Origin of the sequence: Klebsiella sp. CN_Kp100 (assembly GCF_040065315.1) — a bacterium.
Taxonomy (GTDB): Bacteria; Pseudomonadota; Gammaproteobacteria; order Enterobacterales; family Enterobacteriaceae; genus Klebsiella; species Klebsiella oxytoca.
In genome coordinates, this window is record NZ_JBEAIJ010000002.1 from 189,465 (window position 1) to 203,767 (window position 14,303).

General features: G+C 53.9%; 15 protein-coding genes and 1 pseudogene. 6 read left to right on the top strand and 10 right to left on the bottom strand.

Annotated elements, in window-relative coordinates; all coding sequences use genetic code 11:
• Positions 1-237 (bottom strand): DUF1656 domain-containing protein, encoded by a 237-nt coding sequence (locus tag ABLV12_RS02970; protein WP_004102668.1) that lies wholly within the window; start codon positions 235-237, stop codon positions 1-3.
• A 171-nt stretch (positions 238-408) separates the two neighbouring features.
• Between ABLV12_RS02970 and slyA the strand changes: the two genes are divergently transcribed.
• Positions 409-849 (top strand): transcriptional regulator SlyA, encoded by a 441-nt coding sequence (gene slyA / locus ABLV12_RS02975; protein ID WP_016810099.1) that lies wholly within the window; start codon positions 409-411, stop codon positions 847-849.
• A gap of 41 nt (positions 850-890) precedes the next feature.
• Here slyA and ABLV12_RS02980 read toward each other — a convergent pair whose 3' ends face one another.
• Together ABLV12_RS02980 and slyB are read right to left on the bottom strand one after the other, a co-directional pair.
• Positions 891-2,243, bottom strand: a complete 1,353-nt coding sequence (locus ABLV12_RS02980; protein WP_064395747.1) for a GGDEF domain-containing protein — start codon at positions 2,241-2,243, stop codon at positions 891-893.
• 229 nt (positions 2,244-2,472) lie between these two features.
• Entirely contained in the window at positions 2,473-2,940 is a 468-nt protein-coding gene (gene slyB / locus ABLV12_RS02985; protein WP_004102663.1) for an outer membrane lipoprotein SlyB, read from the bottom strand.
• A 269-nt stretch (positions 2,941-3,209) separates the two neighbouring features.
• On the opposite strand from slyB, the gene anmK reads away from it, so the two are divergent.
• The 5 genes from anmK (at position 3,210) to pdxY (ending at position 8,108) form a co-directional block, all read left to right on the top strand.
• Positions 3,210-4,334, top strand: a complete 1,125-nt coding sequence (anmK, locus tag ABLV12_RS02990) for an anhydro-N-acetylmuramic acid kinase (protein ID WP_289178548.1) — start codon at positions 3,210-3,212, stop codon at positions 4,332-4,334.
• A gap of 92 nt (positions 4,335-4,426) precedes the next feature.
• Complete coding sequence (mliC, locus tag ABLV12_RS02995) at positions 4,427-4,750, top strand: C-type lysozyme inhibitor (RefSeq protein WP_024274269.1); 324 nt, start codon at positions 4,427-4,429, stop codon at positions 4,748-4,750.
• 57 nt (positions 4,751-4,807) lie between these two features.
• Positions 4,808-5,464: a pyridoxamine 5'-phosphate oxidase gene (gene pdxH, locus ABLV12_RS03000; protein ID WP_024274268.1), complete on the top strand. Its 657-nt coding sequence runs from the start codon at positions 4,808-4,810 to the stop codon at positions 5,462-5,464.
• Positions 5,465-5,911: 447 nt separating this feature from the next.
• Positions 5,912-7,186 carry a tyrosine--tRNA ligase gene (gene tyrS, locus ABLV12_RS03005; RefSeq protein WP_004102653.1) on the top strand — a complete coding sequence of 425 codons (1,275 nt, stop codon included), beginning with the start codon at positions 5,912-5,914 and terminating at the stop codon, positions 7,184-7,186.
• Positions 7,187-7,247: 61 nt separating this feature from the next.
• The gene (pdxY, locus tag ABLV12_RS03010) at positions 7,248-8,108 is read left to right on the top strand and encodes a pyridoxal kinase PdxY (RefSeq protein WP_004102651.1); all 861 of its coding nucleotides are present in this window, start codon (positions 7,248-7,250) and stop codon (positions 8,106-8,108) included.
• A 42-nt stretch (positions 8,109-8,150) separates the two neighbouring features.
• Here pdxY and gstA read toward each other — a convergent pair whose 3' ends face one another.
• From gstA to ABLV12_RS03045, 7 genes and pseudogenes are all read right to left on the bottom strand, one after another.
• On the bottom strand, positions 8,151-8,756 hold the full coding sequence (gene gstA, locus ABLV12_RS03015; RefSeq protein WP_023321116.1) for a glutathione transferase GstA: 606 nt from the start codon (positions 8,754-8,756) through the stop codon (positions 8,151-8,153).
• A gap of 107 nt (positions 8,757-8,863) precedes the next feature.
• A complete protein-coding gene (gene dtpA / locus ABLV12_RS03020; protein ID WP_024274267.1) occupies positions 8,864-10,369 on the bottom strand; it encodes a dipeptide/tripeptide permease DtpA in 1,506 nt (501 codons plus the stop codon).
• Positions 10,370-10,966: 597 nt separating this feature from the next.
• The gene (gene nth / locus ABLV12_RS03025; protein ID WP_004102645.1) at positions 10,967-11,602 is read right to left on the bottom strand and encodes an endonuclease III; all 636 of its coding nucleotides are present in this window, start codon (positions 11,600-11,602) and stop codon (positions 10,967-10,969) included.
• A 1-nt stretch (position 11,603) separates the two neighbouring features.
• The gene (locus tag ABLV12_RS03030) at positions 11,604-12,302 is read right to left on the bottom strand and encodes an electron transport complex subunit E (RefSeq protein WP_004113426.1); all 699 of its coding nucleotides are present in this window, start codon (positions 12,300-12,302) and stop codon (positions 11,604-11,606) included.
• Positions 12,303-12,305: 3 nt separating this feature from the next.
• The gene (gene rsxG, locus ABLV12_RS03035; protein WP_024274266.1) at positions 12,306-12,926 is read right to left on the bottom strand and encodes an electron transport complex subunit RsxG; all 621 of its coding nucleotides are present in this window, start codon (positions 12,924-12,926) and stop codon (positions 12,306-12,308) included.
• A gap of 10 nt (positions 12,927-12,936) precedes the next feature.
• Positions 12,937-13,989, bottom strand: coding sequence for an electron transport complex subunit RsxD (gene rsxD / locus ABLV12_RS03040; RefSeq protein WP_348866766.1), 1,053 nt, complete (start codon positions 13,987-13,989; stop codon positions 12,937-12,939).
• Positions 13,990-14,303 (bottom strand): annotated as a pseudogene (locus ABLV12_RS03045) (electron transport complex subunit RsxC); the annotation flags it as partial. It lies immediately after the preceding gene.

Here is a 14,303-nt window from a genome sequence, read left to right on the forward strand (position 1 = left end):
TTACCAGATAGTCAGTAAAACCAGCGCCAGACAAACGGAGAGCGCAAAGAAGGAGAGATCCATGAGCAGGGGGTGCCAGATTTCACCTGCGTACATCCAGTCCCGCAGCTGACGATGAACGACCAACCAGATAAAGAAGCCCAGCAGAACGGCTTTAAAGACAGGAGGAAAATAGACCGAAGCGCCGAACACCAGGTCCTGGAGCGGCAATCCGGTAGTGTTAAGACTCAGTTTCACAAGCAAAAATCCTTTGCCGTTTCAGGATGAATGTTCAGGTTATGCGATTATTCACATTGTAAATCATTGTTCTGATTTTAGTGAATCAGGTAATTCATTTGTTTTGGTAATTTAAATGCTGCACACTATTCTAAAATCAGTATAATAACTTAGCAAGCTAATTATAAGGAGATGAAATTGGAATCGCCACTTGGTTCTGATCTGGCACGTTTGGTACGCGTCTGGCGCGCGCTAATCGACCATCGCCTGAAACCTCTGGAGTTAACGCAGACGCACTGGGTCACGCTGCATAACATTCACCAGCTGCCGCCTGAACAGTCGCAGATTCAGCTGGCGAAAGCCATTGGTATTGAGCAGCCTTCGCTGGTTCGCACGCTCGACCAGCTGGAGGAAAAGGGGCTTATTTCTCGCCAGACCTGTGCAAACGATCGGCGGGCAAAACGTATCAAGCTTACCGAAAAAGCCGAACCCCTGATCAACGAAATGGAAGAGGTTATCGGCAAAACGCGTGATGAGATTCTGGCCGGCGTTTCTAAAGAAGAGGTGGAAACGCTGCTCAATTTGATTCGTAAACTTGAACACAACATCCTCGATCTCCAGGCAAAAGATTGACCTTAACGAGGCCTTGAATCTTCTCAAGGCCTCTTTTTTATTTACGCCTGCCAGACGACTACGCGATTACGCCCGGTGTTTTTCGCTTCGTACATGGCGGTATCAGCGCGCTTGACGCACTCCTCCGCCGCAACATGCGCATCCTGAGTGGTGAAAACCCCCATACTGATGGTCATTATTTCCGGTAACCCTTCATGCCGTTCACTGACGGACAGGCGGATGCGTTCGGCAATGGCCAGCGCTTCGTTGGCGCCGATATTGACCAGCAGCAGGGCGAACTCTTCCCCGCCGATACGCGCGGCAATGTCCTCCTGGCGCACGTTATTCTGCAGCACGCTGGCAGCAAACTGAATGACCTTATCTCCCTGCACGTGGCCGTACGTGTCGTTGATGCGCTTAAAGCGGTCAAGATCGCAGACAATGACCGATAGCGGCTGTGATGCAGAGACTTTTGTTAATCGTTGATTCAGGGTGTCGTAGAAATAGCTGCGGTTATACAGGCGGGTCAGGGGATCGCGAATAGAATTCTGGTACGAGCGAACGTACCTTTCGTTTGACTCCCGGTAGAGGATAAAAACATCTACAAGCAGAACTAAAATCAAAAACAGAGTGCTCAGCGTTTCAAAGAGCCGCGCCTGGTTCCAGGAATGAGCGTTACCGTTGACCGTAGAGAGCAGAACCAGCAGCGTAAATATATAGGCGGTACAAAAAAAGGCGCCGCTGTACCAGAATATATTGCGTAGCCGGGTCAGGCTAATAAGTAAAATCAGCGTAAATGACCATGTGCCAATTAATACCCAGCCGACCCGGTTATGCCATAGCGGCGTAAAGGTATAGGTCAGATTATCAATGAATTCAATGCTCAGTAATGGTGAGTTGCTGGAATGAACCCACGACAATATGAGCGTGGCGGCGATCAAAATAAAACAACCCAGCAGTACCAGACCGTGAATTTTTCCTGAATGAGTGGTACGGTGGCGAAGCCGATATAAAACGATCGAAGTTATAAATAAAACGGCCATCATGACGTTGCGGAAAAAATAAAAAATTAGCGCGTCATTCTGGTTGATGGGGCGCCCCTGGGCGCATACCAGCCAGTCCGGGTAGCTGCCTATGGTCCCGAGCATCAACAGGGCCGAACAGGCAAAAGCGAAGGCTATTGGCGCCAGGTACAGCTGCTTTTTATCGCACAGATATTTCATGCCCATAAAACAGGCAATCATAATATGGAAACCCATCAGTGAGATAGTCAATACGGGAAACAGCATTGATGAAGTTGTAGAGATACGATGAATTAATGAGCCGGTAACGAAATTAATCGTAGCAATAGAAAAACCGCATACAACAGCGTAAAGAAATAGCCTGTCAGGCAAGCGTTTGAGATTAATAAACATAGTCAACATCCCTGAATAAAAGGGCAAAGGTAAAACGACGTCACTGTCGTAAATGTTTTGCGTAATACAGGATGCAGATTACTTGATAGCGGAGGGGAGAATATTGAGCAGGCGCAAGTTGTGGATGGGAGGCGAAAAAATATAAATATATTTGCAGTGTTTATTTATTATGATAAATGATACATATTTTATATAAATGAGCGGCCCGCAAGGGCCGCAGGGAAAAGATTTAGCGCGGGGATACGGTAACCTGGCTGCCGCTGCCGGCGATAGCCACGCGTTGTCCGACGGAGAACGGCGTGCTGCCTTGTTTCTGTACCACCATGATGGTGTTGCCATCATCTTTGCGAATTTCCAGCTCAACGCCCTGGGTTTTGTTCATTGCGCCCTGGACGCCCTGACCGGCTACGCCGCCCGCGACAGCGCCTGCTGCGGTTGCCAGAGAGCGACCCGTGCCGCCGCCGATGGTGTTACCCAGGAAACCACCGAGCACCGCGCCGCCAATGGCGCCGATAGCATTGCTTTCATCTCCGCCCTGAATCTGAACCGCGCGGGTATGCACAATGGTGCCGTAGGTCACACTTTGGACCTGTTTGGCTTCGGATGCGGAGTAAACATCGCCGGACAGGCCGCTGTTGCTGACGCAACCTGCAAGCGTAAAACCAATCATCGAGACAGCCAAAACACGTAAAATCATTTATGAATCTCCTGTTCACAAGAAGCGTTCTGTTGAACTTCCTTGTAGCCAATTATATGGCATTTAAGCGTCTGCTGGCATAGCAGATACCGTGACTATACAAAAAATAATAATCAGAGTCGTCTCAACCTAAACTAAACATAAGTTCTTTACGCTAAGTACCATCGCGCTGCTTGTATTGTTAAAAAGTATTATAGCAGCATAGCATTGCCCCCTCGTTTATGGTGGAGTGTGGGGATATACGAGAGTCATGGAATGAAGGAAAGCGTATGAAATCAGGCCGCTTTATCGGCGTCATGTCCGGCACCAGCCTTGATGGTGTGGATGTTGTGCTTGCAGCAATTAATGAAGATCTGGTCGCCCAGCAGGCCAGCCTGACGTATCCCATCCCCATTGCGATTAAAGAACAGATTCTGGCTATCTGTCAGGGGCAGCCGCTCACGCTTTCGCAGCTAGGGCGGCTGGATACGCGGCTGGGGCGGCTGTTTGCCGATGCGGTTCTGGCGCTAATGGCTCAGGAAAAGCTACAGGCAGTAGATATCATCGCCATCGGCTGCCATGGGCAAACGGTCTGGCATGAGCCAACGGGTGATGCGCCGCACACTATGCAGATAGGCGACAATAATCAGATTGCCGCGCGCACCGGCGTAACCGTGGTCGGAGACTTTCGCCGCCGCGATATGGCGCTCGGGGGGCAGGGGGCGCCGCTGGTTCCGGCTTTCCATCATGCGCTGCTGGCGCATCCGGTAGAGCGCCGCATGATTCTCAATATCGGCGGTATTGCCAATCTCTCTTTACTGGCGCCGGGGCAGCCGGTACGTGGATACGACACGGGGCCAGGCAACATGCTGATGGACGCGTGGGTCTGGCGCCAGTGCGGCAAACCCTATGATAAAGACGCGCAGTGGGCCAGCGAGGGGAAAATTGTGCTGCCGCTGCTGCAGGATATGCTCAGCGATCCCTGGTTTGCCCTGCCGGCGCCGAAGAGTACCGGGCGCGAATACTTTAACTACGGCTGGCTCACGCAGCATCTGGCGCGTTATCCGGGGCTTCGTGCCCAGGATGTTCAGGCGACCCTGGCCGAACTGACCGCCGTCAGCATCAGCGAACAGGTGCTGCTAAGCGGAGGCTGCGAGCGTCTACTGGTATGCGGCGGCGGTGCGCGTAACCCGCTACTGATGGCTCGTCTGGCGGCGCTGTTGCCGGGAACCGAAGTGTCGACGACCGATGAGGCGGGCATTAGCGGTGATGATATGGAAGCGCTGGCTTTCGCGTGGCTGGCGTGGCGTACCCTCGCCGGTTTACCCGGCAATCTCCCTTCCGTGACCGGCGCGTCGCAGGCAACCGTACTGGGCGCTATTTTCCCGGCCAATCCGCAGCAAAATCAGAGTTAACTGAAATCACCCGCGCCGGTTTCTTCGTAAACTGGCCAACGTTGAGGGAGGGCGTTATGCCTTCCCGGACCGGGAAAGTCGAAGGCATACTGATGAAAAAAATACTTATTCTTGCTGTACCTTTTATGCTCGCAGGCTGTAGCTACTACAACCAGTTTGTTGAGCGGATGAACACGGATACCCTCGAGTACCAGTGCGAGCAAAAACCGTTAACCGTCCATCTCAATAATACTCGCCAGCAGGTCAGCTTCATTTACGACAACCAGCAGTTAAATTTACAGCAGGGTCTCTCCGCCTCCGGCGCGCGCTATACCGATGGCGTATACGTCTTCTGGTCTAAAGGCGATAGCGCCACCGTTTATAAACGCGACCGTATTGTGCTGGAAAACTGTCAGCTGCAAACCGCCAAACGTTGAGATTTCAGTCATGGGGGCGCACAATAACGCCACCCATTGATGACTTTCTCAATTGCCATGTCTGATAACGACGAATTGCAGCAAATTGCGCATCTGCGCCGTGAATATACCCGTGGTGGCCTGCGTCGCCACGACCTTCCTGCCGAACCCCTGGCATTATTTGAACGCTGGCTGCGGCAGGCCTGTGATGCGAAGCTCGCTGACCCGACGGCGATGGTTGTCGCGACCGTTGATGAAAACTCGCAGCCTTACCAGCGCATTGTGTTGCTCAAGCACTACGATGAGAAAGGCCTGGTGTTTTATACCAACCTCGGCAGCCGCAAAGCCCACCAGATTGAAAAAAATCCCCGCATCAGCCTGCTGTTTCCATGGCATATGCTGGAGCGCCAGGTCATGGTTATCGGTAAAGCGGAACGCCTGTCGACGCTGGAAGTAGTCAAATATTTCCACAGCCGCCCGCGCGACAGTCAGATTGGCGCCTGGGTATCGCAGCAGTCCAGCCGTATTTCGGCTCGCGGCATCCTCGAAAGTAAGTTCCTCGAGCTGAAGCAAAAGTTCCAGCAGGGCGAAGTTCCGCTGCCGAGCTTCTGGGGCGGATTCCGCGTCAGTATTGAACAGATGGAGTTCTGGCAGGGCGGAGAGCATCGTCTGCACGATCGTTTTCTCTATCAGCGTCAAAACAGCGGCTGGCAGATCGACCGACTGGCGCCATAAAGGACGCAAAAATGTTGTCTTAAGCGCTGGTGCATCGTGGCCTGGCGCTTTATTCTATACGCTTCATTTTTCAAGCTGCATCTTTATCCGCTGCGCCTGCCCGCTCTGTCGCTTACCTGTGTAAGTTCCCTGAGCTTTCATATGCTTGCCGCCGCGATGCAGCTTGAACAATTTTGCGTATACCCGTCATACTTCAAGTTGCATGTGCGTTGGCTGCGTTCACTCACCCGAATCACTTACTACAGTAAGCTCATCGGGATGAATCAGGGACATCCATGTCCCTGACCGAAGGTCATCTTCGGTTGTTCAAATTCGTTCCTGACGAATTTGTCGTTCACTTGCCGCCTTCCTGCAACTCGAATTATTTAGGGTATAGATGTTTTTTTTCGCGTCTGGCGAAAAGTCGTGTACCGGCAGAGGTGCAGTCGTTTATAGATGGAGAATTTGATGGCAAGCAGTAACTTGATTAAACAATTGCAGGAGCGGGGGCTGGTAGCCCAGGTGACGGACGAGGAAGCGTTAGCAGAGCGACTGGCGCAAGGCCCGATCGCGCTCTATTGCGGCTTCGACCCTACCGCCGACAGCTTGCACTTGGGGCATCTTGTTCCATTGTTATGCCTGAAACGCTTTCAGCAGGCGGGCCATAAGCCTGTTGCGCTGGTTGGCGGCGCGACGGGTCTCATTGGCGACCCGAGCTTTAAAGCCGCTGAGCGTAAACTGAACACTGAAGATACCGTGCAGGAGTGGGTAGATAAAATTCGCAAACAGGTCGCGCCTTTCCTCGACTTTGATTGCGGTGATAACTCTGCCATCGCCGCGAATAACTACGACTGGTTTGGCAGCATGAACGTGCTCACCTTCCTGCGTGATATCGGCAAGCACTTCTCCGTAAATCAGATGATTAACAAAGAAGCGGTGAAGCAGCGTCTGAATCGCGACGACCAGGGCATCTCTTTTACCGAGTTCTCCTACAACCTGCTGCAAGGCTACGACTTTGCTTGCCTGAACAAGCTGCACGGCGTGGCGCTGCAAATCGGCGGTTCTGACCAGTGGGGTAACATTACTTCCGGTATCGACCTGACCCGCCGTCTGCACCAGAATCAGGTCTTTGGCCTCACCGTTCCGCTGATCACCAAAGCCGACGGAACGAAATTCGGTAAAACCGAAGGCGGCGCAGTGTGGCTCGATCCGAAGAAAACCAGTCCGTATAAGTTCTACCAGTTCTGGATCAACACCGCGGATGCCGATGTTTATCGCTTCCTTAAGTTCTTCACCTTTATGGACATAGCCGAAATCAATGCCCTGGAGGAGGAAGACAAAAACAGCGGTAAAGCGCCGCGCGCCCAGTACGTGCTGGCCGAGCAGGTGACCCGTCTGGTGCACGGTGAAGAAGGTCTGGTGGCGGCAAAACGCATTACCGAGAGCCTGTTCAACGGCAACCTGAGCGATTTGAGCGAAGCCGATTTCGAACAGCTGGCGCAGGATGGCGTGCCGATGATCGAAATGGATAAAGGCGCCGATCTGATGCAGGCGCTGGTGGATTCTGAACTGCAGCCGTCCCGCGGTCAGGCGCGTAAAACCATCGCATCCAATGCGGTGACCATCAACGGCGAAAAACAGTCCGACCCGGAATACGTATTTGTCGATGCCGACCGTCTCTTTGGTCGCTACACCTTACTGCGCCGCGGTAAGAAAAATTACTGTCTGGTCTGCTGGAAGTAATTGCGTAAAGGCAGGGGCGTGGGAAACCGCGCCCCTTATTTTTTGCTCTCAGGTAATTAAGATGAAGAACATCCTCGCCATCCAGTCCCACGTTGTGTTTGGCCATGCGGGCAACAGCGCCGCTGAATTTCCGATGCGCCGCCTTGGCGCCAACGTCTGGCCGCTTAATACCGTACAATTCTCCAATCATACCCAATACGGTAAATGGACCGGCTGCGTGATGCCGCCAGCGCATTTGACGGAGATTGTTCAGGGGATTGCCGATATTAACCAACTGCAGCGCTGTGACGCCGTGCTAAGCGGCTATCTGGGATCGGCTGAACAGGGCGAACATATTCTTGGCATCGTGCGTCAGGTTAAAGCCGCCAATCCGGCTGCGAAATATTTCTGCGACCCGGTAATGGGTCATCCGGAAAAGGGCTGCATCGTGGCGCCGGGCGTAGCGGAGTTTCACGTGCGCTACGCCCTGCCGGCAAGCGATATTATTGCGCCAAATCTGATTGAGCTGGAGATCCTCTGCGGGCATCCGGTGGCAAACGTTAACGAGGCGGTTTTGGCCGCGCGCGAGCTGATTGCTCAGGGGCCGGAAGTGGTGCTGGTGAAGCATCTCTCGCGTGCCGGACTGAGTATGGATCGTTTTGAGATGCTGCTGGTTACCGCGCAGGAAGCCTGGCATATCAGCCGTCCGCTGGTGGATTTTGGCATGCGCCAGCCGGTAGGCGTCGGTGACGTTACCAGCGGGCTGCTGCTGGTCAAACTGCTGCAGGGCGCCACTCTGCGCGATGCGCTGGAGCACGTGACCGCCGCGGTTTATGAAATCATGCTGGCGACTAAAAACATGCAGGAATATGAGCTTCAGGTTGTGGCGGCTCAGGATCGTATTGCGCAGCCGGAGCACTACTTTAGCGCCACCCAGCTTTAAGGCGGGTATGAACTTGCCCGACATGTCGGGCAAGCATCGGTTTTACTTCAGCCCTTCAGCCTCAAGAGCAGCGGCTACGGCCGGGCGCGCGGCAACGTGTTTCATCCAGGCCGCGATATTGCTATAACCTTCCATATTCAGCTTCACGGCGTAGGCCCAGCGCAGTACGGTGAACAGGTAGCCATCCGCAATGGTGAAACGATGCCCGTTAATCCACTCTTTATCCTGCAGACATTCGTTCACGTACTGCATTTTCTTATCCAGCTGCGCGCGGGCGATAGGTTTGAAATCTTCCGGCGTATCCGGGCGAAACAGCGGTGTAAAGCCTTTATGCAGTTCCGTCGCCACGTAGTTTAGCCACTCCAGGGTCTGGTAGCGGGCGATGCTTCCTACTGGCGCCAGCAGCTGGCGGTCCGGTACGCGATCGGCGATATACTGCATAATGGCCACGCCTTCCGTCAGCAGCACGTCATCGTCCAGCAGCAGCGCCGGTACCTGACCCTTGGGGTTAACCAGCAAATAATCCTCCCCGTTTTCAAGGCGTTTTTTCATCACGTCAACGCCCTGCAGGGTAAAGTCCAGCCCGCTTTCGCGTAGCGCGATATGCGAGGCTAGAGAACAAGCGCCGGATTTATAGAACAGTTTCATCGGTGACTCCTCGTGGCTGCGGTTTTCTGTATGTTAGTCCGCCCAGGGGCAAAAAAAAACCGCTAACAGAGCGTTAGCGGTTTAATTTATCGGTTTTCCCAGGGAGCTTAAGCCGTGGCGGTATCGCTGGCTTTTGCCGTTTTATCATCGTCCTGGGTCATGCGGTTCAGCTTCGGCGCCGTCAGCAGCATCAGGATAGCGATAACGCCAGTTGCGACACCGATATGCAGGAACACGCGGCCGTAAACTTCCAGCGACATCAGCGGGTCAGTGACGTTGTCCGGTACTGCCATCATGTTCGCAACGTAGCCGCCGATCAGGTTAGCGCCAGCGGTTGTCAGGAACCAGCTGCCCATGATGAAGCCCATCAGGCGCTGCGGAACCAGCTGCGCAACCATCGCCAGGCCCAGGCCGGAGATCATCAGTTCACCGATACTCTGCAGACCGTAGCTAATCACCAGCCAGCTGACGTTGACGATACCCGCATCGCTGGCGAACTTCGCGCCCAGCGGCAGCACGAGGAAGGCGCCGGAGCACAGGACCATACCAATAGCGAACTTCATCGGCATTGGCAGGGTGTCGCCCATCTTGTTGTAAATGGCGGCAAGAATCGGGCTACCGATAATGATCCAGAACGGGTTCAGCGCCTGATACTGTTCAGGTTCAAAAGCGATACCCAGCAGAGAGTGTTCAACGTTGCGAATAGCAAAGAAGTTGAGGGAGGTCGGCATCTGGCTATACAGCACAAAGAAGATGATCGCCTGCAGCATCAGAATAAACGCAACGATCATTTTGCGACGCGGCGCGCCGTGCATCGCAAAGGCCTCTTTAGCAAAGATAACGATGATGCCCAGAGCAACCACGCCCAGCGCCATACGTGCAATGCCCTGGTTGTGCAGCAGCCAGGTTGCAATCGCGACCAGAACGACCACGCCAACGATAGTGGCCAGCAGTTTGCCCACGTGCACCGGTGCGAAGTCAGGTTTGGAACCGTACTGCTTAACCCAGCGCTGGCAGAAAGCGAAGTTGACGATGGTGATCACCAGGCCTACAAAGCTCAGAGCGAAAGCGACGCTCCAGCCGAATTTTGCCGCCAGCCACGGTGTCGCCAGCATAGAGAAGAAGGAGCCGATATTGACGGACATATAGTACATGGTAAATGCACCGTCCAGACGCGGATCGTTCTTTTCATAGCAGGTCGAGAGCAGGGAAGAGGGGTTAGCCTTAAACAGGCCATTACCCACGGCAATCGTTGCCATCCCCATATACACGATGCCCGCATCGTGTCCGGACCACGCGACCAGGCCGTAGCCGATAGCCAGAACGATGGCGCCGAGCATAATGACGCGCTTGGTGCCGAGCACCTTGTCGCCCAGCCAGCCGCCAATCGCCACCAGACCGTATACCAGGGCGCTAAAGGAGGAGAACAGAGTGATAGAATCCGCTTCTGACATACCCAGCTGTTTAACCAGGTAAACGGCCATAATCCCTTGCAGGCCGTAGAAACCAAAACGTTCCCATAGCTCAATAGAGAAGATGAGATAGAACGATCGTGGTTGTTTGAAAGCGTTTAAACTCACGCTCTCCGTTGGTTTATTGTTTGCAGTAGACACAAATACCTCTTTTTTTACATCCCATATTAACGGGGGGTGCTCGGGGCGCAATCTTCGCAGACCGCCGCCTTTATAGTTATTCTGGAGGGAAAACGGCAGGTAATGTTCACTATCCTGTGCCATCAGGCAATAGCTTTGCAATAATCTGTTACACATATCCTGAGCGTTATAATACACCGGACATATAAATGTTATGCAGAGTTAAATTTCAGCGTTTCGTTAATGGCAGCGTTTTTATCTGTCAGAATCGGAAAGTTTTTGCATTAAGGCCATATGTTCTGCTGTTTGCGCTTGCATCCAGTGATATAGCCCAAAATCCTAAAAAATGATGGGTTATTGTGTTGGTATTTAAGTTGGAGGTATTTAAATCAGCAGGTTTTCGTATTAATAAGTTAACAACAAAGCAACAAGAAATTGACTCAGTGATCTGGATCACAAATGTATAGAAATTTTGCCTCTGAAAAAAATGAATAAGCTGATCGATGGTTATATAGCGGAATAATAAGCCATAAAAAGGCTAAATCGATGGCGTGAACATCGGAAAAATGGGGTATGCACCAGAGCCATGACTTATGAAGGGTTATGGCTCCGGTAGGGTCAGGAGTAGACCTTCTCTTTAAACTCGCAAAGATCTTCAATCAGGCAGGAACCGCAGCGCGGTTTACGGGCGATACAGGTATAACGGCCGTGCAGAATCAACCAGTGATGGCAGTCCACTTTGAATTCCGCCGGAACCACCTTTAACAGCTTCTCTTCCACCTGTTCAACGTTTTTACCAGGCGCAAATTGTGTCCGGTTGCAAACGCGGAAAATGTGCGTATCGACGGCGATTGTCGGCCAGCCGAAGGCGGTGTTCAACACGACGTTAGCGGTTTTGCGCCCGACGCCGGGAAGCGCCTCAAGCGCGGCTCTGTCTTCCGGTACTTCGCCGTTATGCTGCTCAAGCAGGATCCGGCAGGTCTTAATGACGTTTTCTGCTTTACTGTTGAACAGGCCGATGGTCTTAATGTACGACTTGACGCCCTCTACGCCCAGCGCCAGCATCGCCGCCGGCGTGTTGGCGACCGGGTAGAGTTTCGCCGTAGCTTTATTGACGCTAACGTCGGTAGCCTGCGCCGAGAGCAGCACGGCGATCAATAATTCAAACGGCGAGTTAAAATTCAGCTCCGTAGTGGGGTGCGGGTCGTTATCCCTGAGCCTGGTGAGGATCTCCAGGCGTTTACTCTTGTTCATCCTATGCTTTTCCCGTCACATCAGAGGGCGCAACGATCCCGGCCTGCGCCGCTTTGGCTTTGCGCTGTTTGCTACGTTCATCAATGAGGTATTTTACCGCCAACATCATGCCGAGGCCAATAAATGCGCCCGGCGGCAGCATTGCCAGCAGGAACGGCGTATCGGTATGAAATACTTCTATACGCAGAACCTTTGCCCAACTGCCGAGCAGGCTATCGGCACCATCAAACAGGGTACCGTTGCCGAGAATTTCCCGCATCGAGCCGAGGACAAACATCGCGCAGGTCGCCCCCATGCCGATGGAAAAACCATCCAGCGCCGATAGCGCCGGACCTTTTTTCGCGGCAAAGGCCTCAGCGCGCCCGACCACAATGCAGTTGGTGACGATAAGCGGGATAAAAATCCCCAGAGACTGATAAAGGCCGAACGCATAAGCGTTGATCAGCATCTGGACGACGCTCACCACCGAAGCGATGATCATAACGTAAATCGGAATACGGATTTCCGCCGGCGTCCAGCGACGCAGGCTGGAAATGGTCAGGTTAGTCAGGGTAAGAACCAGCGTCGTCGCCAGCCCAAGCCCAAGAGCGTTGGTGGCGGTAGAGGTCACGGCGAGCAGAGGACACATCCCCAGCAGCTGAACCAGCGCGGAGTTGTTTTTCCACAGCCCCTGAACAATAACGTCTTTTACTTCGCTCATGGTCTAGTCTCCACAGGGAGTGATAGCAGAAATCTGCGCGGGCAGAGTTTGCGCATACAGGCCCGCGCGCTTGACGGCATTGACCACCGCGCGCGGAGTAATGGTAGCCCCGGTAAACTGATCGAAATCGCCGCCATCTTTTTTCACGGCCCAGTGGCTATCGTTTTGCCCATGAATCACTTTATCGGCAAAGAGGGTGATCCAGTCAGAAATTCTAAGCTCGATCTTATCGCCCAGGCCCGGCGTCTCATGATGCTCGGTGACGCGGGTACCCAGCACGGTACCTTTAAAGTCGGCGGCAACCAGTAGCTGAATGGCTCCTGAATAGCCGTCCGGCGCGGTAGCTTCCATCACCGCTGCAACCGCTTTATCGCCATTCTGAGCAATCCAGACCTTATGCTCGCCTTTTCCCAGCTCCGGCGCGGTTACCCGATAACAGCTTTTCAGCAAGTCGTTATTATATAAATTGGCCGGCATAACCTGGTCGAATAAGGCTTTTTGCTGCTGGGCGGCCTGGTCTTCAATAGTGCTTTTAGTCAGTTCGTTAATGGCGGCCGTCAGCCCGGTCGAACCCGCAGCAAAGAGGGCCAGCGTGATGCCGTGTTTACGCATGCTTTGTAACATGTTCGGGTCCTCAGCGGTGGCCGTACGCGCGCGGGCGCGTGTAGTAATCGATCAAGGGAACGGTAATATTAGCCAGCAGAACGGCAAAGGCGACGCCATCCGGGTAGCCGCCAAAGCTGCGAATTAGCCACACCAGTAACCCCGCCAGCGCGCCGAAGATCAGGCGACCGCGATTGGTGGTGGAAGCGGTCACCGGGTCCGTCAGGATAAAGAAGGCGCCCAGCATGGTGGCGCCGGAGAGCAGATGAATTTGCGGTGAGGCAAGGCTTTCTGGTGAGAATAGCCATCCCAGGGTGGCGCAAACGGCAAGGCTCAGCAGGAAGCTCAGCGGAATATGCCAGCGAATGGCTTTTTGCCATAGCAGGAACAGACCGCCCGCCAGATAAGCCACGTTAACCCACTGCCAGCCGAGACCGGCCAGTGCGCCGCCGTAGACAGGATACTGGAGGATCTCTTGCACCGCATGACCGGCATGGAGCGAGGTTTTGAAGGTATCCAGAGGCGTTGCCTGACTGATGCCGTCAATGCCGATTCGCAGGCTGTTCATGTCCCCGCCGGTAGCCGTATGACCAGTGAAAATCATCCTCAGCGCGTCGCTAAAACCGGGAACATTGGCGGCTATCTCATGGGGCGGGAGCCAGGAGGTCATCTGCACCGGGAAAGAGATCAGCAGCACCACGTAGCCAATCATTGCCGGGTTAAAAGGATTGTGACCCAGTCCACCGTACAGCTGTTTGGCGATAATCACCGCAAATGCAGTGCCCAGCACGACCATCCACCACGGCGCAAAAGGCGGAATACTGATCGCCAGCAGCAGGCCGGTCAGCAGCGCTGAGTTATCGGCAAGAATCGCCGGGATATTTTGTTTGCGCAGTTTAAGAATGGCCGCTTCGGCTCCCCACGCCGTGACGGCGGCGAGGATAATTTGCAGTACGGTACCCCAGCCGAAAAACCAGGTCTGAACCACAATACCGGGTATGGCGGCGAGCAGCACCAGCAGCATAATCCGCGAAGTCTGGCGCTGATTGTGAGTGTAGGGGGAACTTGCGATTCTGAAAACCATTTAATCCTCGTTAACTGCCTGCCGGGACGCTTTCCGGGCCTGAACGCGGGCGATTGCTTCAGCGACTGCCGCTTTGCGGCCGTCATCATTGGCTGCCGACGGGGGAACTGCTTGTTGCTGTTGTTCTGCTTTACGCGCTTTGGCCCGGGCAATCGCGGCCTCGACGGCGGCCTTGCGTGGGTCAACGGTAGCAGGCTGTTCTGCGGCGGGGGCAGGTTCAGCCGGGGCTGCCTGCAGGCCCGCTTTGCGCGCTTTGGCGCGGGCGATCGCGGCCTCGACGGCGGCCTTGCGCGGGTCAACGGTAGCAGGTTGCT

Coding starts and splice junctions, on each gene's coding strand:
- pdxY (WP_004102651.1), top strand. CDS start 7,248: ATGAAGAACATCCTCGCCATCCAGTCCCACGTTGTGTTTGGCCATGCG.
- slyA (WP_016810099.1), top strand. CDS start 409: ATGAAATTGGAATCGCCACTTGGTTCTGATCTGGCACGTTTGGTACGC.
- slyB (WP_004102663.1), bottom strand. CDS start 2,940: ATGATTTTACGTGTTTTGGCTGTCTCGATGATTGGTTTTACGCTTGCA.
- pdxH (WP_024274268.1), top strand. CDS start 4,808: ATGTCTGATAACGACGAATTGCAGCAAATTGCGCATCTGCGCCGTGAA.
- mliC (WP_024274269.1), top strand. CDS start 4,427: ATGAAAAAAATACTTATTCTTGCTGTACCTTTTATGCTCGCAGGCTGT.
- gstA (WP_023321116.1), bottom strand. CDS start 8,756: ATGAAACTGTTCTATAAATCCGGCGCTTGTTCTCTAGCCTCGCATATC.
- tyrS (WP_004102653.1), top strand. CDS start 5,912: ATGGCAAGCAGTAACTTGATTAAACAATTGCAGGAGCGGGGGCTGGTA.
- rsxD (WP_348866766.1), bottom strand. CDS start 13,989: ATGGTTTTCAGAATCGCAAGTTCCCCCTACACTCACAATCAGCGCCAG.
- nth (WP_004102645.1), bottom strand. CDS start 11,602: ATGAACAAGAGTAAACGCCTGGAGATCCTCACCAGGCTCAGGGATAAC.
- anmK (WP_289178548.1), top strand. CDS start 3,210: ATGAAATCAGGCCGCTTTATCGGCGTCATGTCCGGCACCAGCCTTGAT.
- rsxG (WP_024274266.1), bottom strand. CDS start 12,926: ATGTTACAAAGCATGCGTAAACACGGCATCACGCTGGCCCTCTTTGCT.
- ABLV12_RS03030 (WP_004113426.1), bottom strand. CDS start 12,302: ATGAGCGAAGTAAAAGACGTTATTGTTCAGGGGCTGTGGAAAAACAAC.
- ABLV12_RS02980 (WP_064395747.1), bottom strand. CDS start 2,243: ATGTTTATTAATCTCAAACGCTTGCCTGACAGGCTATTTCTTTACGCT.